The 21535-nt window shown below is 70.1% G+C and carries 18 protein-coding genes; 8 read left to right on the top strand and 10 right to left on the bottom strand.

Annotated features, from left to right (window positions below):
* Positions 1-48: 48 nt before the first annotated feature.
* The 4 genes from ACT1U9_RS20835 to ACT1U9_RS20820 form a co-directional block, all read right to left on the bottom strand.
* Complete coding sequence (locus ACT1U9_RS20835) at positions 49-1194, bottom strand: PP2C family protein-serine/threonine phosphatase (protein ID WP_188278095.1); 1146 nt, start codon at positions 1192-1194, stop codon at positions 49-51.
* A gap of 152 nt (positions 1195-1346) precedes the next feature.
* Entirely contained in the window at positions 1347-2498 is a 1152-nt protein-coding gene (locus tag ACT1U9_RS20830; RefSeq protein ID WP_444534199.1) for a phage tail sheath family protein, read from the bottom strand.
* Positions 2499-2611: 113 nt separating this feature from the next.
* Positions 2612-3424 carry an Fpg/Nei family DNA glycosylase gene (locus ACT1U9_RS20825; RefSeq protein WP_444534198.1) on the bottom strand — a complete coding sequence of 271 codons (813 nt, stop codon included), beginning with the start codon at positions 3422-3424 and terminating at the stop codon, positions 2612-2614.
* 9 nt (positions 3425-3433) lie between these two features.
* Positions 3434-3922 carry a ribose-5-phosphate isomerase gene (locus tag ACT1U9_RS20820; protein ID WP_188278098.1) on the bottom strand — a complete coding sequence of 163 codons (489 nt, stop codon included), beginning with the start codon at positions 3920-3922 and terminating at the stop codon, positions 3434-3436.
* A gap of 205 nt (positions 3923-4127) precedes the next feature.
* Between ACT1U9_RS20820 and ACT1U9_RS20815 the strand changes: the two genes are divergently transcribed.
* Complete coding sequence (locus ACT1U9_RS20815) at positions 4128-5639, top strand: amino acid permease (RefSeq protein ID WP_444534197.1); 1512 nt, start codon at positions 4128-4130, stop codon at positions 5637-5639.
* On the opposite strand, the gene ACT1U9_RS20810 is transcribed toward ACT1U9_RS20815, so the two are convergent.
* Positions 5603-7288 (bottom strand): protein kinase domain-containing protein, encoded by a 1686-nt coding sequence (locus tag ACT1U9_RS20810; protein ID WP_444534196.1) that lies wholly within the window; start codon positions 7286-7288, stop codon positions 5603-5605. The genes ACT1U9_RS20815 and ACT1U9_RS20810 overlap by 37 nt on opposite strands.
* Before the next feature lie 256 nt (positions 7289-7544).
* Here ACT1U9_RS20810 and ACT1U9_RS20805 point away from each other — a divergent pair, with 256 nt between their 5' ends.
* A complete protein-coding gene (locus tag ACT1U9_RS20805) occupies positions 7545-8348 on the top strand; it encodes a hypothetical protein (RefSeq protein WP_444534195.1) in 804 nt (267 codons plus the stop codon).
* Positions 8349-8409: 61 nt separating this feature from the next.
* Here the strand turns inward: ACT1U9_RS20805 and ACT1U9_RS20800 are convergent, their stop codons facing one another.
* On the bottom strand, positions 8410-9003 hold the full coding sequence (locus tag ACT1U9_RS20800) for a biotin transporter BioY (RefSeq protein WP_444534194.1): 594 nt from the start codon (positions 9001-9003) through the stop codon (positions 8410-8412).
* Positions 9004-9283: 280 nt separating this feature from the next.
* On the opposite strand from ACT1U9_RS20800, the gene ACT1U9_RS20795 reads away from it, so the two are divergent.
* The 3 genes from ACT1U9_RS20795 (at position 9284) to ACT1U9_RS20785 (ending at position 13220) form a co-directional block, all read left to right on the top strand.
* Complete coding sequence (locus ACT1U9_RS20795; protein WP_444534193.1) at positions 9284-10699, top strand: amino acid permease; 1416 nt, start codon at positions 9284-9286, stop codon at positions 10697-10699.
* A 211-nt stretch (positions 10700-10910) separates the two neighbouring features.
* Entirely contained in the window at positions 10911-12317 is a 1407-nt protein-coding gene (locus tag ACT1U9_RS20790; protein ID WP_444534192.1) for an amino acid permease, read from the top strand.
* A gap of 261 nt (positions 12318-12578) precedes the next feature.
* On the top strand, positions 12579-13220 hold the full coding sequence (locus ACT1U9_RS20785; protein WP_444534191.1) for a superoxide dismutase: 642 nt from the start codon (positions 12579-12581) through the stop codon (positions 13218-13220).
* A 228-nt stretch (positions 13221-13448) separates the two neighbouring features.
* Here the strand turns inward: ACT1U9_RS20785 and ACT1U9_RS20780 are convergent, their stop codons facing one another.
* Complete coding sequence (locus ACT1U9_RS20780) at positions 13449-14111, bottom strand: DsbA family protein (protein ID WP_188278104.1); 663 nt, start codon at positions 14109-14111, stop codon at positions 13449-13451.
* Between the two features lie 172 nt (positions 14112-14283).
* Here ACT1U9_RS20780 and pepN point away from each other — a divergent pair, with 172 nt between their 5' ends.
* Both pepN and ACT1U9_RS20770 read left to right on the top strand, forming a co-directional pair.
* Positions 14284-16863, top strand: a complete 2580-nt coding sequence (pepN, locus tag ACT1U9_RS20775) for an aminopeptidase N (protein ID WP_444534190.1) — start codon at positions 14284-14286, stop codon at positions 16861-16863.
* A gap of 136 nt (positions 16864-16999) precedes the next feature.
* On the top strand, positions 17000-18067 hold the full coding sequence (locus ACT1U9_RS20770) for a hypothetical protein (RefSeq protein ID WP_444534189.1): 1068 nt from the start codon (positions 17000-17002) through the stop codon (positions 18065-18067).
* 19 nt (positions 18068-18086) lie between these two features.
* Here the strand turns inward: ACT1U9_RS20770 and ACT1U9_RS20765 are convergent, their stop codons facing one another.
* The 3 genes from ACT1U9_RS20765 to ACT1U9_RS20755 form a co-directional block, all read right to left on the bottom strand.
* On the bottom strand, positions 18087-19277 hold the full coding sequence (locus ACT1U9_RS20765; protein ID WP_444534188.1) for a serine hydrolase domain-containing protein: 1191 nt from the start codon (positions 19275-19277) through the stop codon (positions 18087-18089).
* A 123-nt stretch (positions 19278-19400) separates the two neighbouring features.
* On the bottom strand, positions 19401-20282 hold the full coding sequence (locus tag ACT1U9_RS20760; RefSeq protein WP_444534187.1) for a pyridoxamine 5'-phosphate oxidase family protein: 882 nt from the start codon (positions 20280-20282) through the stop codon (positions 19401-19403).
* 45 nt (positions 20283-20327) lie between these two features.
* Positions 20328-20783, bottom strand: coding sequence for a VOC family protein (locus tag ACT1U9_RS20755; protein ID WP_444534186.1), 456 nt, complete (start codon positions 20781-20783; stop codon positions 20328-20330).
* A 179-nt stretch (positions 20784-20962) separates the two neighbouring features.
* Between ACT1U9_RS20755 and ACT1U9_RS20750 the strand changes: the two genes are divergently transcribed.
* Positions 20963-21505 carry a CGNR zinc finger domain-containing protein gene (locus ACT1U9_RS20750; RefSeq protein ID WP_444534185.1) on the top strand — a complete coding sequence of 181 codons (543 nt, stop codon included), beginning with the start codon at positions 20963-20965 and terminating at the stop codon, positions 21503-21505.
* Positions 21506-21535 lie beyond the last annotated feature (30 nt).

The following is a 21535-nucleotide window of genomic DNA, read 5'->3' as shown; positions in this document are numbered from 1 at the left end:
GGCGGACCCGGGGTGGGGAAATCCCCACCCTCGGCCTTCAGAAGGGTGTCACGCCTCGCGCCGGATCAGCAGGAGCGCGCGGTCGTCGTTGACGTCCTTGGCGACGGCCTCGATCAGGTGCCAGGCGGCGCCGTCGAAGCCGCTGGTGACATAGCGGTCGGCCTCGCCGGTGAGGCGGTCGATGCCCTCGGCGATGTCGCGTTCGGCCGTCTCGACGAGGCCGTCCGTGAACAGCATCAGGACGTCGCCGGGGCCCAGCGAGCCCTTGACCGGGTGGAACTCGGCGCCGTCGTACACCCCGAGCAGCGGTCCCTCCCCCGACACCTCCTGCCAGCGGCCGGAGCCCGCCTGGAGGTGGAGGGCGGGTAGGTGTCCGGCGGAGAGCAGCTCGTAGTCGCCGGACTCCAGGTCCAGGACGAGGTGGATGGAGGTCGCGAAGCCCTCGTCCCAGTCCTGGCGGAGCAGATAGCCGTTGGCGGCGGGCAGGAAGCCGTGCGGTGGCAGCGAGCCGAGGAGGCCGCCGAAGGCGCCGGACAGGAGCAGGGCGCGCGAGCCCGCGTCCATGCCCTTGCCGGAGACGTCGGTGAGGACGATTTCGAGGGTGCGGCTGCCGTTGGTGCGGGCCGCGACGACGAAGTCGCCGGAGAAGGACTGGCCGCCGGCCGGGCGCAGCGCCATCTCTCGGTGCCAGCCCCTGGGCAGCCGGGGCAGCGCGGACTGGACCCGGATGCGTTCGCGCAGGTCGAAGAGCATGGTGCCGCCGCGCCGCCAGGGCACCCCGACGCGCGCCCGGAACTGGGCGATCAGCAGCCCGAAGAGCCCGCAGGCGGCGACCACCAGGACCGTGCCGGGGGTCACGCGTGCGGGGCCCTCGGTGTACGGGCCGAGCTGGATCGACTCGACGATCAGGGCGATCGCGGCGGCCGCGTACAGCCCGAGCAGGCTCGCGGGCCGCAGCAGGACGCCGCCCGCGACGATCGGCAGGGCGAGGGCGCCCGGCGCGCACCAGACCGGTGAGGCGAGCGTCGCGAGGGCGATCGCCGGGACGGTCAGGAGCAGGCCCGCGAGCGCGATCCAGTCCGAGCCGTCGCCCCGGAAGTAGTCCACCCCGGACTTGCGCAGCGCAATACGTGCCCGGTGCGCGGACTTCCGCCACCGGGCACTGTACGAATCCGCTCCCGCGCGACGTGCCATTGCCGGTGACCCTATCCAGCCGATGGCGCCGTGCGCAGGGGGACCCCTTGGCCATCCCGTTCGAAATCGGCCCGTCCTGATGTCCTACCCACTGGTAGTCATGGCATATGACAGAGCGTGTACGTCCGGGCCAACGCCCCGGGATCCGTCGACTACCGTGACTGACCGGCGAGTTGCGTGATCCTGAAGTGGACGAACTCCGCCGGGCGCACCGGGGCGATCGAGATGTCCACGTGCACCTCTCCCCGGCTGATCGCCCGCTGATCGTTGTTGGTCTCGTCGCAGATCACGTAGAAGGCCTCCTTCGGTGTGGAGCCCATCAGCGCGCCCTGCCGCCACTGCTCGTCGAGGAAGGCCGTCACGGACTGCCGGAGCGCGGCCCACAGGTGGTGGTCATTGGGCTCGAAGACGGCCCAGTCGGCGCTCCGCTTGATGGAGTCGGCCAGGAAGCAGGTGAGGCGCCGTACGTTGAGGTACTTCCAGTCCGCCTCGTTCGAGAGCGTGCGCGCTCCCCACACCGTCGGACCCTTTCCGGGGAAGTCCCGCACGATGTTGACGCCCGCGTCGGCCAGTTCCGCCGACTCCTTGTCGTCGAGCGCCCGGACGGGTTCGAGCACCTCCTTCAGCGACATGTCCCCCGGGGCCTTGTGCACGCCGCGCTCGCTGTCCGTACGGGCCCAGAGCCCGGCGATATGCCCGACCGGCGACACCTGCCGGGAACGTCCGTCGATGCCGGGGGCCTTCAGCCAGGGGGTGTAGACCGCCACGAACGAACGTGCGTCGTCCAGCTTCGGCGGCTCCGCATCCGGCGGGATGCTCAGGATCGCCATCCGGTTGCCCATCTTCTTGCAGTGGTCGGCCATCAGCCGCGCCACCGTGTCGTGCTCGTCCGGTGAGCCCAGCGCGGGCGCGGCGATCATCGACACGTCCGGGATCAGCTCCAGGTCCCTGAGCGCCTTGGCGTAGCCGTCGTCACCCATCGCGACGGGGACGACGTAGCAGGACTGGCCCCCGTTCGCGAAGAATCCGTACACCGCCTCCGCCATCAGCAGATAACCGGCCAGCTTGCCGTGCTCGCTCTCCGGCTTGTCCTCGATCTCGGCGAGCACCCCCGGGACGTCCCACGACTCCTCGAACTCGGCCCAGCTGCGGACCAGTTCGGGGCCGGTGACGTTGTGCTTGCTGCCGCTCCAGCCGAGGAAGGCGGGCGTGGACGTGCCGGCGGCCGTGATCGTGCGCACTCCGCCGGACACCTCGCCGACGTAGACGCCGGGGGCCGGGTTCTCGGGCGGTGGCGTGGGCATGGCGACTCCTTCGATGGGGAGTCCGACTCTGGTCCGGGGAGCGTGGCCCCGCAGCCCGTACGCACCCGGGCGGCCCTCGATCCGGGCCGATTCCACCTGTACGGGTGGTGTGCTCAGCCGGTGCGCTGGCAGGTCGGGCACCAGAACAGGTTCCGGGCCGACAGGTCCGCCGTGCGGATCTCGGTGCCGCAGATGTGGCACGGCATGGTGGCGCGGCGGTACACGTACACCTCGCCGCCGTGGTCGTCGACCCTCGGCGGGCGGCCCATCGCCTCGGGCAGGTGCTCGGGGCGGACGGTGTCGATGCGGTTGACGCGGACGCCCTCGCGCATCAGCAGCACCAGGTCCGCCCAGATCGCGTCCCACTCGGAGCGCGTGAGGTCCTTGCCGAGGCGGTACGGGTCGATTCCGTGCCGGAACAGGACCTCGGCCCGGTACACATTGCCGACGCCCGCGATGATCTTCTGGTCCATGAGGAGCGCCGCGATCGTCGTGCGGCTGCGCGAGATCCGCGCCCACGCCTTCTCGCCGTCGTCGGCGGGCCGCAGCGGGTCGGGGCCGAGGCGGTCGTGTATCGCGCGCTTCTCGGCGTCGGTGATGAGCGCGCACGTCGTCGGGCCGCGCAGATCCGCGTAGCCGTCCTCGCCGAGCAGACGCAGGCGGACGGTCTCGGTCGGCGGCGGGACGGGGGCGCCGCCGAGCGCGTACTTGCCGAACAGACCCAGATGGACGTGGATCCAGCCGACCGGGCCGAAGCCCAGGAAGAGGTGCTTGCCGTGGGCCTCGGCCAGGTCGAGGACCTGACCGCTGACCAGGGCCGCGCCGTCCGAGAACTTGCCCTGCGGGCTGGACGCGCGCACGACGCGGCCGCCGAACCACTGATCGTGGTCGGCGGCCAGCCGGTGAATCGTGTGCCCCTCGGGCATAACGCCAGGTCAGCCCTGCTGCGGGTGGTGGGCGGGGATGGGCGGGAGCGCGCCGGTGGTCTCGTACTCGGCGAGCATCTCGATACGGCGGGTGTGGCGCTCCTCGTTCGAGTACGGGGTGTTCAGGAACACCTCGACGAACTTGGTCGCCTCCTCCTGCGTGTGCATCCGGCCGCCGATGGAGATCACGTTGGCGTTGTTGTGCTCACGGCCGAGGGCTGCGGTCTGCTCGCTCCAGGCCAGGGCCGCCCGGACGCCCTTCACCTTGTTCGCGGCGATCTGCTCGCCGTTGCCGGAGCCGCCGATCACGATGCCCAGCGCGTCCGGGTCCGCGGCCGTCTTCTCGGCGGCGCGCAGGCAGAACGGCGGGTAGTCGTCCTGGGCGTCGTAGATGTGGGGACCGCAGTCGACGACCTCGTGGCCGTGGGCCTTGAGCCACTCGACGAGGTGGTTCTTCAGGTCATATCCGGCATGGTCTGAGCCGAGGTACACGCGCATGACTCCGAGTGTGGCATGCGTTCCGGCGGGCAGGGTTCATCGGGGTGAGGGACGTTCGTCCCGGCCGCAGATGACCTTGTTCCTGCCGGGTCGGGGCTTTGTTCCCCTCATCACGATTCGGAGTCAGGACTTCCGTACCTGGGAGTACCGGGCTTCAATGCGTTGGTTCGTAACCCGAGCGACCCTTAGACCTAAGGATTGGTCCATGACCTCGCAACCCTCCCTTGCGAAGGAAGAAGGCCGACCGGGCGATCCCGGAACGTCCGACTCCCCCGTCGTCGGCGCCCCGCACGGCTCCAACGGCCTCCAGGCCGGTCTCAAGAACCGTCACCTCTCGATGATCGCCATCGGCGGTGTCATCGGAGCGGGCCTGTTCGTCGGCTCCAGCTCCGGCATCGCCGCGGCCGGTCCCGCCATCCTGCTCTCGTACGCGCTCGTCGGCCTGATGGTCGTCTTCGTGATGCGCATGCTCGGCGAGATGGCCGCCGCCCGGCCGACCTCCGGCTCCTTCTCGGCCTACGCCGACCGCGCGCTCGGCCGCTGGGCCGGGTTCTCCATCGGCTGGCTGTACTGGTTCTTCTGGGTCGTGGTGCTCGCCGTCGAGGCGACCGCCGGCGCGAAGATCCTGCACGGCTGGGTCGGGGCGGTCCCGCAGTGGGGCTGGGCGCTGATCGTGATGATCGTGCTGACGGCCACCAACCTGGTGTCGGTCTCCTCGTACGGAGAGTTCGAGTTCTGGTTCGCCGGGATCAAGGTCGTCGCCATCGGCGCCTTCGTCGTCATCGGCCTCCTTGCCGTCTTCGGGATACTCCCCGGGTCCAACAACCCCGGCGACGGGTTCGCGCATCTCACCGATGCGGGCGGATTCATGCCGAAGGGCGCCGGGGCGATCCTCACCGGTGTGCTGATGGTCGTCTTCTCCTTCATGGGCAGCGAGATCGTCACCCTGGCCGCCGGCGAGTCCGAGGACCCGCGCCGCGCCGTCACCAAGGCCACCAACAGCGTGATCTGGCGTATCGGCGTCTTCTACCTGGGCTCGATCTTCATCGTCCTGACGCTGCTGAAGTGGAACGACCCGGCGATCGTCAAGGACGGCTCGTACGTGGCCGCGCTGAACTCGATCGGCATTCCGCACGCCGGCCAGATCATGAACGTGATCGTGCTCACCGCTGTGCTGTCCTGCCTGAACTCCGGTCTGTACACCGCCTCCCGTATGGCCTTCTCGCTCGGCCAGCGCGGTGACGCGCCGCGCGCCTTCGCCAAGACGAACAACCGGGGCGTGCCGCAGGCGGCCATCCTCTGCTCGGTCCTCTTCGGCTTCGTCGCGGTCTTCTTCAACTACAAGTGGCCCGACACCGTCTTCGACTTCCTGCTCAACTCGTCCGGCGCGGTCGCGCTGTTCGTGTGGCTGGTCATCTGCTTCACGCAGCTGCGGATGCGCGGGATCATCCTGCGCGAGACGCCGGAGAAGCTGACGGTCAAGATGTGGTTCTTCCCGTATCTGACCTGGCTGACGATCGCGATGATCTCCTTCGTGCTCGTCTACATGCTGACCGACGACGCCGGGCGCAAGCAGGTGCTGCTCTCGCTGCTGGTGGCGGCGATCGTGATCGCGATCGCGTTTGTACGGGACTTCATGCAGCGGGGTGCCACGCAGGTTGCCGTTGTTCAGAGCGGTGCTCAGAGTGGCGTGAACGACGAGGTCACCGCCGAGTAGGTGCGCAGGGCGTCGTCGGCCTCGGCGGTCGTGGCGGCCTCGTACCAGATGTTGACCTGGTACGACTTGCCGCCCTCGTCGAAGCCCATCTGGCGGGCCTTCCACGGGTCGCCGTTCTGTGTGAAGTAGTAGTCCCAGACGATGGCGGGGCGGCCGTTGAACGTGCTGCGCTCCAGCCGGATGTTCCGGTAGCCCGGGACGTCGTGGGAGCCCTGTTCGGCCTCCTGCCACTGGGTCATGAGATCGCCGCCGCGTGCGAGTGCGTACGAGGCGGCGATCTCCTGTTTTCCGCCGGGGGCGTGGTAGTGGATGTTGGACGGGCTCTTCGCCGTGCGCGTCCAGCCCTTGGGGGGTGCCCAGGCGAAGCCCGTTTCGCCGATGGTGCCGGGTGGGGGTGTGCTGGGTGGGCGGGATGTTCCGGCGACGGTGGGGGTGCCGGTGGTTGTGGGGGTGCCTGGGTTGTTCGTCGTGCTGAGCACGATGACGACTGCGGTGGCTGCGGCCAGGGCCAGTGCGGCGCCGATTGCCGCGCGGCGGCGGTTTCCCCACCCCGCCCCTTCCCGAAAGCCCTGGGCGGGCGGCCGGGGGGTGGGCTGAGGCGGAGCCTCGGGTGCGGGGGGAAGGGGGTTGCCGGGGGCTGCGCCCCCGGACCCGCTTGCGGGGCCTGCGGCCCCTGCACCCCGCTCGGGGCTCTGCCCCGGACCCCGTGGGGATAGTGGGGGTTCGGCCCCCGGTACCCGGTCCTCGGGGCTCCGCCCCGGACCCCGCGAAGACCCCTCGTCCACCCGACCCCCCGTCGGCTCCTCCTCCACCGGCCTCTCCCTCACCCCCTCCCGCGCCTCCGGTGCCGTCTGGTGGACCGCCACCGTCGGGGGGTGCGGGGTCGGGGCCAGGACCGTGGGCGGGGCCGCTATCGGGAGCAGTAGGGCCGACAGGGCGTCCAGGGTTGGGCGGGTTTCCGGGTCCTTGACCAGGAGGGATGCCAGCGCGGGGGCCAGGGGGCCCGCCGTCGGCGGGAGTTGGGGCTCCTCGTACAGGACCGCGTGCAGGGTCGCCAATGTCGTCTCGCGGGCGAACGGGGACTGGCCGCCCACCGCCGCGCACAGCGTCGCCCCCAGTGACCACAGGTCCGACGCCGGACCCTGCGGCTTGCCGCCGACACGTTCGGGGGCCATGTAGTCGGGCGAGCCGACCAGCATCCCCACCACCGTCAGCGCCGTCGCGTCCTGGATCGCCGCGATGCCGAAGTCGGTCAGGACCACCCTTCCCGTCCGGCCGAGAAGGACATTTCCCGGTTTGATGTCTCGGTGCAGGACTCCTACCGCGTGCACCTCGCGCAGTGCCTCCACCAGGCCCAGGCCGATCCGCGCCGCCTCTCGCGGGGTCACCGGGCCGTCCTGGACCAGGAGTTGCTCCAGCGAGCGGGACTCGACCAGTTCCATCACGATCCACAGCCGGTCCGACTCCTCCACCACGTCGTACACGCGCACCACATTGGGATGGTCGATCCGGGCCGTGGCGCGGGCCTCGCGCAGGGTGCGTTCGCGGCGGATACGGCTGTCCTCGGCGTCGAGATCGTCCATGCGCATCTCTTTCACCGCGACCGTACGGTCGAGTATTTCATCGGCCGCCCGCCACACCCGCCCCATTCCTCCCTGGCCGATCGTGACGTCCAGGCGATATCGCCCCGCAACCAAAAGCCCGCGAATTCCCGGCATTACCGCCCGCCCCCTCAGTACCTGGTGCGACCAGGACAGAAACACGAACTTGCCACCATCACAGCATAATTCCGCGAAATCTTGTGGGACCCTTCTCAGCACTGCAAGCGCCCAACTCGGGTGAGGGGGATGAGAAATGCGTTCGACACATTCGAAACGCTCTTACCATTCGGACCGTTCAGATCAAATGGTGCGGTCCGGAGAACACAAGAAACATCGGACGGCTCTCGCCGCCGTCGGCCTCTTCGCCGCCCTGCTCGTACTGCCGCTCGGCTCCGCCGCCTTCGCCGACGACCCCACCCCCGGGAGCGGCCAGGGCGGTTCTCCCGGGCCCAGCGCCCCGGCGGACGTCAAGATCGGCACCGAGCTGCCCAAGGAGATCAAGGTCTCCAATTCCTCCGGTGAGACCACGCTCACCGCCAAGGTCATCAACAAGGGGACCAAGGACACCGGGCAGATCACCTTGAGTGTGCTCGGTCTGGACGGAATGCGGATCACCGGTGTGCAGGGGTGCGTACCGGTTCCCCAGGACAAGCTGCCGAAAGGGGTCAACACCGGATTCGCCTGTGTCATCGACAATCTGGCGGCCGGAAAAGACAAGTCGTACACCGTCTCCGCCACTTACGACCTGAAGGCGACCGGAAAGATCTGTCTTCCGGTGACCGAGGGCACCGGCGACAAACTGCTGTGGCAGCAGGGCCCGGTCCCGTTCGGGACGAACAAGCCGACGCCCAACGCCCCTGACACCCCGCTGCTGCTCGGCACCGACAACGTCCCGGCCGCCCCGCCCAGCGGCTCGCCCAGCCCCTCCGCCCCGGCCACCCCGACCCCGACCACCCCGGCTCCGACCCCGCCCGCCCAGCTGCCCAAGACCGGCGTCAACGACGGTGTGCTGCCGCTGCTCGCGGCCGGCGGACTGCTCCTGTTCGTCGGCACCACCGGCGTCTGGTGGGCCAACACCCGCCATCAGCAACGCCGTCGGACACATTGAGAGACAGGGAAGGGGCCGGGCGCGTTGTTCGCGCCCGGCCCCTTCTCGTCTGCCGCTGCCGCTACTTGCGGCCCACGAACTTCCACGCCGCCGGCAGCGCGCCCATCGCCAGCGCCGCCTTCAGCGCGTCGCCGAACAGGAACGGCGTGAGGCCGAGCGCGACCGCCTGGTTCAGGGACATACCGGTCGAGGCGGCCAGGTACGGGACGCCGACCGCGTAGATGATCGCGGAGCCGAGCACCATCGTGCCCGCCGTGCGCAGCACCGAGCGGTCGCCGCCCCGGCGGGCCAGCGCGCCCACGACGGTCGAGGCGAGCAGCATGCCCAGGACGTAACCGAAGGTCGCGCCGCCCGCGCCCGAGGTGCCGTCCGCGAACCAGGGCATCCCCGCCATGCCGATCAGCGCGTACAGACCGAGCGAGAGGAAGCCTCGGCGGGCGCCGAGCGAGGTGCCGACCAGCAGCGCCGCGAAGGTCTGGCCGGTGACCGGGACCGGGGAGCCCGGGACGGGCACGGCGATCTGGGCGGCCACGCCGGTGAGCGCCGCGCCGCCGAGCACCAGGGCGATGTCCCGGGTGCGGGCGCCGGGCACCAGGTCGGCGAGGACCTGTCCGGTGCGGGGTGCGGCAGGGGCAGTGACAGTGGTCGTGGCCATCGTGGGACTCCGCGGGATCGGGACGGGCAGGGCGTTACGTACGGGGGACACCGTGACGTTAACCGAGGGAATCTCGCTCGATCACCGTCAGTGGCCGACAAAGCGGCTGGTGACAGGTTCGTGGGGATCGCACAAAGGGCGGAGGTCTTCCGTCCGTCGGCGTGATGCTGATCACTGCGGCGATGGAGAGAAGGTCCCGTTTTGCGGTCCGGGGGCGCGCTCGGGGAGACTGTGGACTCCCCATAAACGATCAGCGAGTGATCCGAGAGTTACGAGCGCCATGCACGACGGCAAGACCACCGCCGGGGCCACCGCCGCCGACACCACGGGCGAGGCCGAGCCCCTGTCCCACGGTCTGAAGCAGCGTCATCTCACCATGCTCGGTCTGGGCGGGGTGATCGGCGCCGGGCTCTTCGTGGGGTCGGGCGCGGGCATCGCGGTCGCGGGGCCGGGGATCGTGGTCTCGTATCTGATCGCGGGCGCCATCGCGATGCTGGTGATGCGGATGCTCGGCGAGATGTCGTCGGCGATGCCCGCGTCGGGGTCGTTCTCCGTGCACGCCGAGCGGGCGCTCGGACGGTGGGCCGGGTTCAGCGTCGGCTGGCTGTACTGGTTCCTGCTCGTGGTCGTCCTCGCGGTGGAGGCGACCGGCGCGGCGCAGATCGCCAACGGCTGGGTGCCGGGGATGCCGCAGTGGGCCTGGGTGTTGGTGTTCATGGTGGTGTTCACCGGCGCCAACCTGGCGGCCGTGAAGAACTTCGGCGAGTTCGAGTTCTGGTTCGCCACGCTCAAGGTCGGCGCCATCGTGCTGTTCCTGGTGCTCGGTCTCCTCGCCGTCTTCGGCGTGCTGCCGGACACCGAGCCCGTCGGGTTCACCAACCTCACCGGACAGGGCGGCTTCCTGCCCAACGGATGGGACGGCGTGGTCTCCGGCGTCCTCGCCGTGATCTTCGCCTTCGGCGGTCTGGAGGTCGTCACCATCGCGGCCGCCGAGTCGGCCGACCCGGTCCGTGCGGTGGGCCGCGCGGTGCGCAGCGCGGTGTGGCGCATCCTCCTCTTCTACGTGGGCTCGATGCTCATCATCGTCACCCTGCTCCCGTGGACCTCGATGCGGCCGGGCCACAGCCCGTACGTCGCCGTGCTCGACTCGATCGGGGTCGGCGGGGCCGGGCAGATCATGAACGTGGTGGTGTTCGTGGCGCTGCTGTCGGCGCTGAACGCCAACCTCTACGGCTCCTCCCGGATGATCTTCTCGCTCGCCGAGCGCGGGGAGGCGCCGAAGGGACTGCTGAAGGTGTCGGGCGGCGGGGTGCCCCGGCGCGCGGTGCTCGCGTCGGTGGCCTTCGGGTTCATCTCCGTACTGCTCAATCTGAAGTGGCCCGACTCCGTCTTCCTCTACATGCTCAACGCGGTGGGCGCGGTGCTGCTCTTCGTGTGGGGACTGATCGCCGTCTCGCAGCTGCGGCTGCGCCGCCGGATCGAGCGCGAGGCCCCGGAGAAGCTGACGCTGAAGATGTGGGCGTTCCCGTGGCTGACCTGGGCGGCCCTGGCCGCGATGGCGGCCGTACTCGTCCTGATGCTCCTCGACGACAACGCCCGTCCTCAGCTGCTGTGGTCGACGGGCGCGACGGCGGCGGTCCTTGCGGTGGCGTTCGTACGGGAGCGGCGGGCGCGGCCGACCGATGCCGAGGCCTGAACCGGTTGCCTCTAGGCTTGAACCTGTTGTTACGGGCGGGTTTGGTGTGACCCACGAGCATGGAAGTGTTCATTCCGTGTGCAACATGTGCGTAAATATTCACGCTGTGTGAGTCGAGTGTCCGGATAGCGGTCGGGTGTTCCCTCTGAGCGGTGCCGCCAACAGACTGTGGCTCCCTCTCCCCGTCTCGGCTACTGAACAGGGCCTGCCCATGTCCCGGACAAACGCGCCCGCGACGACCGACGCGAAGCCGAAGGTCGACTCCCCACTCACCCACGGACTCAAGCAGCGCCATCTCTCGATGATCGCGCTCGGCGGCGTCATCGGCGCCGGGCTCTTCGTCGGCTCCGGCGCCGGTATCGCCGCGGCCGGGCCCTCGATCGTGCTCGCCTACGGCATATCCGGCGCGCTCGTCATGCTCGTGATGCGCATGCTGGGCGAGATGTCGGCGGCCAACCCCGCCTCCGGCTCCTTCTCCGTCCACGCCGAGCGGGCCATCGGCCCCTGGGCCGGATTCACCGCCGGCTGGTCGTTCTGGGTGCTGCTCTGCGTGGCGGTCGGCCTGGAGGGCATCGGCGCCGCGAAGATCGTCACCGGCTGGCTGCCCGGCACGCCCGAGTGGGCCTGGGTCGCGCTGTTCATGCTGGTGTTCACGGCCACCAACCTCGCGGCCGTGAAGAACTTCGGCGAGTTCGAGTTCTGGTTCGCGGCGCTGAAGGTCGCGGCCATCACCCTCTTCCTCGTCCTCGGCCTGCTCGCCATCCTCGGCGTCCTGCCCGACACCCCCGCCCCCGGCACCTCCAACCTCACGGGCGAGGGCGGATTCATGCCCAACGGCTCCGAAGGCCTGGTGCTCGGACTGCTCGCCTCCGTCTTCGCGTACGGCGGTCTGGAGACGGTCACCATCGCGGCCGCCGAGTCCGAGCACCCGGTGCAGGGCGTGGCGCGTGCGGTGCGTACGGCGATGTGGCGCATCGCGGTCTTCTACATCGGCTCGATGGCGGTCATCGTCACGCTGGTGCCGTGGAACGACAAGGCCGTCGTCGCCAAGGGCCCGTACGTGGCCGCCCTCGACCACCTGGGCATCTCCGGCGCCGGGCAGATCATGAACGTGGTCGTCCTGGTCGCCCTGCTCTCCGCGATGAACGCCAACATCTACGGCGCCTCCCGGATGTCGTACTCGCTGGTCGCCCGCGGCCAGGGCCCCAAGGCGCTCAGCCGTACCTTCGGCGGCGTGCCGCGCATCGGGGTGCTGTGCTCCTCGGTCTTCGGCTTCGGCTGTGTGCTGCTGAGCTACTGGCGGCCGGACGACGTCTTCCCGTGGCTGCTGAACATGATCGGCGCGGTGATCCTGGTCGTCTGGATCTTCATCGCCGTCTCCCAGCTGCTGCTCCGTCGGCGCACCGAGCTGGAGTCGCCGGAGAAGCTGGTGGTGCGGATGTGGCTGTTCCCGGGGCTGACCTGGGCGGCGCTCCTCGCGATGGCAGGGATCTTCGTCCTGATGGCCCGTCAGTCGGACACGCGCGACCAGCTGACGGCGACGGGTGTACTGACGGTCGTGCTCGCGATCGTCGGGTACATCCGCCAGCGCCGGGCGGAGGCCCGGACGGCGGTCTGATCCCGCTCCCCACTCGTAGAAGCCCTGCGTCCCGAGGTCCTAGACCCCGGGACGCAGGGCTTTTTGCTGAGGTCACCCTGAGAGGCTGTCTTTGAACCCCCGCCTGCGCAGCGACGCCCGGCACGCACCGACCGCCGCCGCGCCCGCCCTCCGGGCGGACGACGAGGGTTCAAAGACAGGCTCTCGGCTGCGGTTGATCATTCCTGCTGTTAGCCTGCACTTGCACATCAGTTGCAACAAGCAGTCGGAGGGGCTTCGGACATGGCCATTTACACGCTTCCTGAACTTCCGTACGACTACGCCGCGCTCGAACCCGTCATCAGTCCGGAGATCATCGAGCTGCACCACGACAAGCACCACGCGGCGTATGTGAAGGGCGCGAACGACACCCTGGAGCAGCTCGCGGAGGCCCGCGACAAGGACGCCTGGGGGGCGGTCAACGGCCTGGAGAAGAACCTCGCGTTCCACCTCTCCGGCCACATCCTGCACTCGATCTACTGGCACAACATGACCGGTGACGGCGGTGGTGAGCCGCTGGAGAAGGACGGCGTCGGCGAGCTGGCGGACGCGATCGCCGAATCCTTCGGCTCCTTCGCCAAGTTCAAGGCCCAGCTGACGAAGGCGTCGGCGACGACGCAGGGTTCGGGGTGGGGTGTCCTCGCGTACGAGCCGGTGAGCGGGCGGCTCATCGTGGAGCAGGTCTACGACCACCAGGGGAATGTCGGGCAGGGGTCGACGCCGGTTCTGGTCTTCGACGCGTGGGAGCACGCGTTCTATCTTCAGTACCGGAATCAGAAGGTTGATTTCATCGAGGCGATGTGGCGGGTCGTCAACTGGCAGGACGTTGCCCGGCGTTACGCGGCCGCGAAGGCTTCGGGGAACACGTTGCTGCTGGCCCCGTAGGGCCCCCATTTACGTCCTGCTCGTGATCGTCTTCTCAACCTTCACGGCGGGCGGATATACGGACGGCCCCCCCACGAGGACGTGACTCGTGAGGGGCCGTTCGCATGCGGATGGTGCTTTGACTGCGGGCTGTCTTGGGCTGGTCGCGCAGTTCCCCGCGCCCCTAGAAGCAAGGGGGTTGCCAGGGCGCGCCCGTGCGGCGGAGCCGCTGTAGGGCGCCCGGGGTGCTCAGTCGAAGATCGGGCCCTGCGTCCTCGTCCGCTTGATCTCGTAGAAGCCCGGCGTCGATGCCACCAGGAGCGTGCCGTCCCACAGGCGGGCCGCGGCCTCGCCCTTCGGGGCCGGGGTTACCACCGGGCCGAAGAAGGCGATCTGGTCGCCGTTGGCGTCGGGGACCGCGATGACCGGGGTGCCCACGTCCTGGCCGACCTTGTCTATGCCCTCCTTGTGGGAGGCGCGCAGCTGGGCGTCGAACTCGAAGGTGTCGGGGTCGGCGTCCGCGTAGTCGGCGAGCTCGGCCGGGAGACCGGCCTCTTCGAGCGCGGCGACCAGGACCTCGCGGCCGGAGCCGAGGGCCTGGTTGTGGAAGCGGGTGCCGAGCGCCGTGTACAGCTTGCCGAGGACCTCGGAGCCGAACTTCTCCTGCGCGGCGATCACCACGCGTACCGGACCCCACGCCTTGGTGGTCAGGAACTCGCGGTAGTTCTCGGGCAGCTCGTCCAGCTTGTTCTCGTTGAGGACGGCGAGGCTCATCACATGCCAGCGGACCTCGACGTCCCGGACCTTCTCGACCTCCAGCATCCAGCGGGACGTCATCCAGGCCCACGGACACATCGGGTCGAACCAGAAGTCGACGGGGGTCTTCCCGGTCTGGGACGCGGTCTCGGACATGTCACTCCTCGTGCGGGGATGCTGGAAACGGTGGGACGGGTTCCGGCGGCGCACGCCGGTGCCCTTTCCAGTGGGTCGCAACGTCGGCGGGCGCCCGGCGCATTCCCACGTGTCCCGACGTGGGTCGACGTGGCAGGATCGTCGCATTCGAACGAGACACGAAGGAGTGCCCGTGCCCGGTGAGAATCTGTCCCGCGACGAGGCCCGTGAGCGGGCCGAGCTGTTGTCCGTCGACGGGTACGACGTCGCCCTCGACCTGCGGTCCGCGGTCGGGGACGCCCCGGACGGGCCGAGGACCTTCCGCTCGGTGACGACGATCCGGTTCCGCTGCGCGCGGCCGGGTGCCGAGTCGTTCGCGGACCTGATCGCGCCGTCCGTGAACTCCGTCACCCTCAACGGCAAGCCGCTCGACGCCGCCGCCGTCTTCGACGGCACCCGGATCGCGCTCGCGGAGCTGGCCGCCGAGAACGTGCTGGTCGTGGACGCGAACTGCGCGTACAGCCGGACCGGCGAAGGCATGCACCGCTTCGTCGACCCGGAGGACGGCGAGGTCTACCTCTACACCCAGTACGAGCCGGCCGACTCGCGGCGGGTGTTCGCGAACTTCGAGCAGCCCGATCTGAAGGCGCCCTACCGCTTCGAGGCCCAGGCCCCGGAAGGCTGGACTGTCTGGTCCAACGGCGAGGGCACGCGGGGCGAGGACGGGGTCTGGCGGTTCGCCGAGACCAAGCCGATCTCCACGTACATCACCTGTGTCGTGGCCGGTCCGTACCACTACGTGACCGACACCTACACGCGGACCTTCGACGACGGCACCACCCTGGAGATCCCGCTCGGCGCGATGTGCCGCAAGGGGCTCGCCCGGCACTTCGACGCGGACGACGTGTTCCTCGTCACCAAGCAGGGCTTCGATTTCTTCCACGACCAGTTCGACTACCCGTACCCGTTCGGCAAGTACGACCAGGCCTTCGTGCCGGAGTACAACCTCGGGGCGATGGAGAACCCGGGTCTGGTGACCTTCCGCGAGGAGTTCATCTTCCGCGGCAAGGTGACGCAGGCCGCCTACGAGCGGCGCGCCAACGTCATCCTGCACGAGATGGCGCACATGTGGTTCGGCGACCTCGTCACCATGCAGTGGTGGGACGACCTGTGGCTGAAGGAGTCGTTCGCCGACTTCATGGGCAGCTTCTCGCAGGTGGAGGCGACCCGGTTCACCAACGGCTGGATCACCTTCGCCAACGGCCGCAAGTCCTGGGCGTACCGCGCCGACCAGCTGCCCTCCACGCACCCGGTCACGGCCGACATCCGCGACCTGGAGGACGCCAAGCTGAACTTCGACGGCATCACCTACGCCAAGGGCGCCTCCGTCCTCAAGCAGCTGGTGGCGTACGTGGGACGGGACGCGTTCCTGGAGGGCGCCCGCCGCTACTTCAAGCGCCACGCGTACGGGAACACGCGCCTGGGCGACCTGCTCTCCGTCCTCGAAGAGGTCTCCGGCCGCGACATGGCGGCCTGGTCGCAATCCTGGCTGCAGACCGCCGGGGTCAACTCCCTTACGCCGGTGGCCACTTACGACGCCGGTGACCGCGTCACCGAGCTCGCCGTGGTCCAGGAGTTCGCCGAGGGCTACCCCACCCTGCGCCCGCACCGCGTCGCCGTCGGCCTCTACCGCTCCGAGGCGGGCGCGCTCGTACGGTACGCGCGCGCCGAGGTCGACGTGGAGGGGCCGCGCACGGTGGTCGAGGAGCTGGCCGGGGCCGAGCGGCCCGAGCTGATCCTCGTCAACGACGACGACCTCACGTACTGCAAGATCCGCTTCGACGCCGACTCGCTCGCCACGCTGCGCGCGAACCTCGGCGACATCACCGACCCGCTGGCGCGCGCCCTGTGCTGGTCGGCGCTGTGGAACCTGACGCGGGACGCGCTCATGCCCGCCCGGGACTTCATCGAGCTGGTGCTCGCCCACTCCGGGCGCGAGAGCGACATCGGCGTGCTCCAGATGCTGCACGCCTGGGCCCGCTCGGCGCAGACGTACTACGCGGCGCCCGAGTGGCGCGAGCGGGGCGGGCGGCTGCTCGCCGAGGGCGCGCTGCGCGAGCTGCGGATCGCGGAGCCGGGCAGCGAGTCCCAGCTGGCCTGGGCCCGGTTCTTCGCCTCCACGGCGACCGACGGCGCCCACTTCCAGCTGCTCGAAGGGCTGCTCGCGGGCACGGCGAAGATCGACGGTCTCGATGTGGACCAGGAGCTGCGCTGGACGTTCCTGGAGCCGCTGGCCGCCGACGGCCGCGCCGACGAGCAGGCGATCGCCGCCGAGCTCGCCCGCGACGACACCGCCTCCGGCAAGCGCCACCAGGTCCGGTGCCTGGCGGCCCGGCCGTCCGAGGCGGTCAAGGCGCAGGCGTGGGCGCAGGTCGTGGAGTCGGACGCGCTCTCCAACGCGCTGGTGGAGGCCACCATCGCCGGCTTCGGCCAGCCCTCGCAGCGCCCGCTGACCGCTCCGTACGCGGCGAAGTACTTCGAGGTGATCGAGCGGGTCTGGGCCGAGCGCTCCATCCAGATCGGCATGGATATCGTGAAGGGCCTCTTCCCGGGCCTTCAGGACAACAGCTCGACTCTCGCTGCCACGGACGAATGGCTCGCCGGCCACCAGGACGCGGCCCCGGCGCTGCGCCGCCTGGTCGTCGAGGCCCGTGACGACCTGGCCCGCACCCTGCGCGGCCAGGACTGCGACGCGGCGGCCGCCGCGCTCTGACACCGGTGAGGGGGCCCGGCGACGGGCCCCCTGATCGGCACTCGAACGCCCGTACTTTAGGACGGGGTTGTCCGGAATTGTCGACGGGCTTGTAACAGCGGTTAAGGGGCGGTCCGGGCGCGGAAAACCCCGGTGCATGAACCACAACACCCCGACCTTCGGCGGCGAGACCCCCTCCCCGCTCTCCCCCCGCCCCCTCAGCCACCTCACCGACGTCCAGCGCCGGGTGCTCTCCTCGACGCAGCTGCGGGCGCACGGTGTCTCGGCCTCCCGCGCGGCGGCCCAGTGCCGCCCCGGCGGCCCCTGGCAGCAACTGCTGCCCGGTGTCTATGTGTTGCACCCGGGACCGCCGACCAGCGACGAGCGGCTGCACGCGGCCCTCCTCTACGCGGGCCGCCCGGCCGAGCGCGCCCGGAGTATCCCGGCCCAGGGCACAGCGCACTCGGCGCCGCCCGACGCCATCGTCACCGGGCTCGCGGCGCTGACCCTGCACGGGTTCGCCTCCGCTCCCCCGCTGATCTCGCTCGACCGGATCGACATCCTGGTCCCGCGCACCCGCCGGCTGCGCTCGACCGGCTGTGTCCGGCTTGTGCGGGCGCATGTGATGCCGCTCGCCGAACCCGTCACCGGGGTGCCGGTGGCGCCCGTACCGAGGGCCCTGGCGGACGCGGTCGCCCAGCTCACCGACGCGCACGCGGTCCGCAGGCTGCTGACCGAGGCGGTGCGGGGCGGGCACTGCGAACCGGCCGCGATCGTACGGGAGTTGACCCAGGCGCGGCTGCTGAGCCGGGCGCATGTGGTGGACGCGGTGGACTCACTGCTGGCGGAGGGACGCTCGATCGCCGAGGCCCGGCTCTACGAGATGGTGCGCGTCCACGGCCTGCCGGACCCGCTGTGGAACGTGGATCTGCGGCTGCCGGGCGGCCCGCACATCGGCGGCGTGGACGCCTACTGGCCGGACCAGGCGGTGGCGGTGGAGCTCGACACCCGGGCGCCGCGCCACGACCGCGGCCAGGACGACGCGCTGTGGTGCGAGTACACCCAGAAGCGCGAGACGCTGGAGCGGCTCGGCATCACCGTCGTCCACATCACGCCCCGCAAGCTGCGCGACGCGATGGAGCAGCAGGCAACCGTGGTGCGCACCGCCCTGATGGCGTCGGCGGACCGCGAACCGGCCGCGTATGTGGTGGTGCTCCCCCGCTGAACAGGGGAGCACCACAAGGTCACTTGACGGTCTTGGCCGCCGGTGAGGTGCCGCAGAACTCGGCGAGCACGACCGCCTGGGAGTCACCCGTCCAGTCGCCGTTGAAGTTGAACGCCAGCGAATGGCGCCCGTCCTTCGTCGTGAGGGCCACCGACGACGAACCGTGGATCCCGCCGTCATGGCCCCAGACCTCGGTGCCGCAGGGCAGCTTGTTCCTCATCAGACCCAGACCGTAACCGCTGTTTGCGGACCCGGAGCCCAGCGGGACGGTGGTCGTCATCTCCTTCAACTGGCGCTGCGGCAGCAGTTTTCCGGTCAGCAGGGCCCGGTAGAAGCGGTTGAGATCACCGGAGTCGGAGATCATCTCGCCGGCCGAGCTCGCGACGGACGGGTTGAGCTCGGTGACGTCGTAGGTGGGGCCGGTCGTCGTCTCCAGGGACAGCTTGGAGTACGCGCGGCCGCTGGGCTGCGGCATCCGGGCGTCCGTACCCGGCAGCGTGGTGGACCGCAGATGCAGCGGGCCGAGGATCCGGTGCTCGATCTCGCTCGCGTAGGAGTGGCCGGTCGCCTTCTGGATCACCATTCCGGCCAGGACGAAGTTGGTGTTGGAGTAGTGCCAGGAGGTGCCCGGCGCGAAGTCCGGCCGGTGGGCCATGGCGATGGCGACGAGTTGCCGAGGCGTGTATGTGTCGTAGCGGTGCTTGAGGAACTCCGGCCCGAAGACCTTGGTCTGGAAGTCCTTGTCCTCGGTGACGTTGAAGATGCCGCTGGTGTGGTTGAGCAGTTGGCGCAAAGTGATCTTCGTGCCGTCGTGGCCGTTGCCCTCGACGACGCCCGGCAGCCAGTGGTCGACGGTGTCGTCCAGGCTCAGTTTGCCCTCGGCCTCCAGCTGGAGCATGACCGTGGCCACGAACGTCTTGGTGATCGAGCCGACCCGGAACCGGTCCGGGGCCTGCCGCTCACGGCCGGTGGTGAGGTCCGCGACGCCGGAGTCGCCGCTCCAGGTGCGGCCGTCGCGCTGGGCGACCCCGACGACGCCGGGGACGCCCGCGTGCACGGCCGCGTCCATCGCCCGCTGGGTCGCCGTGTGCGAGGCGGCGCCCGCCTCGTGGGCCGAGGCGGGCGCCATGAAGACGGTCGTGGATACCCCCGTCGCCACGACCGCCCCCAGCACGACCGTCCTGATCCGTCGCCCCGTACGTACCGACATCTGCGTCTCCCTCCACCTGCGGCGCCACATGATCGTGCACCGTCGGTGGACAAGACTCCGCATCGCCAGGCGGAAGTTGCCCGGGACTTGGGCGGTTGAGCGGGTTTCAGCCGATTGACGCGATCAGTTCGGCGGGTTGGCGGGCGAGTACCCGGGCGCCGACCAGCGCAGCGGGCTGGCGCCGTCGGCCTGCACCACGTGCTCGACGGTGAAGCCGGTGATCCGCTCACCTGCCGCGTACGTGGTGTGTGCCGTCCCGGAGAGCTGGAGCGTGGTGCCGTGCGTCCAGTCGACGAACAGCAGCCCGGCGCGCGGGTCGGCCTCCAGATTGCCGAGGGTCATATACATGTTGTTGCCGGGGAAATCGCGCCACTCCAGAGCATTGGACGAAGTCACCTGGACGAAGCCGGGGTTGCCGCCCCGGTGGCTGGCATCCACGCCGTCGGGGGCGGTGGTGGCGATGAAGAAGGTGTCGGCGGTACGGATGAACTCCTGCTGGTCAGGAGTGAGTTGTCCGGTGCGCCGGACGACACCTGGCCGGTTCTGGTCGTACGCCTCGATCTCGCGGTGCTGAAGATACTTCGGGCAGTTGGAGAAGACCTGCTCGGCCACGACGGCGAAGCCGCGCGGGGTCGCGCGGGCCGTGCCGTTGAGCCGCATCCGGCGCCGGGTGCGCGGGTCGAGGGCGATCGTGCCGACCGGGACGTCCTCGCCCGCGAGCGCACCGGCGAGGGGGTCGCCCTCGCGCGGGCCGCCCGCGACCGAGATCTGATGCCGGCCGGTGGCCCGGGCGAACCCGGGGTCCCCGGTGAGCAGCGAGGCCCACATCCGGCCGGCCGGGTCCGCCGCCCCGAGCACCAGCATCGGCTGGACCTCCAGGAAGGCGGCGGCGACCGGGCGGATGCCGGGGCCGATGGAGCGGCCGACGTGGTCGGCGAGCTCGCGGACACCGAGGCGGTCCTGCACGGCCCGGGCCCCGGGGTGGAATGCGGTCTGTGTCGTCACGGCGTACGCACCTTCGTCGGTCGAGCCGGTGTCTTGGTCGGCTTTTTAGAAGAAGCCGCAGGTGGGGGCGGCCGCGACCGGCGCATCGGCGCCCTCGCCCGCGGTGGGCGCGGCGATCTCCAGGCGGATGCCGTCGGGGTCGCGGAAGAAGATACCCCCGGAGGCCGAGCCCTCGCCGTGGGCGACGACGCCCTCGTACACGAACTCCGCTCCGGCCGCGAGCAGTTCGCTCTCGTACGCCTTGACCTCGTCGAGGGTGTCGACGCGGAAGGCGAGGTGGTGCAGCCCGGCGCGGCCCGGCGCGTACTCGCCCTCGGCCTGCTGCCAGAGCGTGAGCGTCAGCTGGCCCTCCCGGCCGAGCAGCGCGAAGCGGCGGCCCCCCTCCTTGCCCTCGTGCAGCAGCTCGAAGCGCAGGAGGTCGCGGTAGAAGGCGAGCGAGCGGTCGAGGTCGGTCACATTGAGGCCGACGTGGGCGGTGCGGAACGTGCTGGTCGCCGTCATGGCGTTCCCTCCCGAGCGGGGTCCGTACGAGGTGGTGCGAGGCCATCTAACCTCTGAAATGAAGATTAGAGGTTAGATGCGCGCCGCGCAACCGGTCACGTAACCTTTAGTGGTTAGTGGCGGTCGGGAGGGCGCACCCCGCCCGCCCCGCCGCATCCGCCGTACGAGAGGAGCCGGACATGTCCGCGCCCGACCCGCGTCCGCTCACCGGAGAGCCCGTCTCCCTCGACCTGCTGAACACGCACTGGAACCGCGAGGGCGTCCGCCAGGATCTGCTCACCGGCACCGAAGGGCTCGCCGTCTGGCTCGCCACCAACGGTCTGGATCAGAGCTTCGCCGCCGACGAGGCGACGCTCGGGCCGCTGCTGCGGGCCCGGGAGGCACTGGAGCGGGCCGTGGCGAGCCCGGACGACCCGGCGGCGCTCGCGCTCGTCGACGAGATTCTGGAACACGGCCGCATTCGCGCCACTCTCACCCCACAAGGCCCGGGCGAGCGCCCGGAGTTCGCGGATCCGGCGTGGGGGGCCGCCTGGACGGCCGCGCGCGACTACCTCGATCTACTGCGGACCGCGCCCGACCGCATCCGCTCCTGCGCGCACGAGGCGTGCATCCTGCGCTTCTTCGACACCTCGCGCAACGGCACCCGCCGCTGGTGCTCGATGGCGGCATGCGGCAACCGCGCGAAGGCGTCGCGTCACTACGCCCGCACCCGCGAGAGCTGATTCGCCCTGATTGACACCGCCTTGCGCCCG

The organism is Streptomyces sp. BR1, from assembly GCF_052373795.1.
Lineage (GTDB): Bacteria > Actinomycetota > Actinomycetes > Streptomycetales > Streptomycetaceae > Streptomyces.
This window is presented reverse-complemented; position numbering and strand designations above follow the sequence as displayed.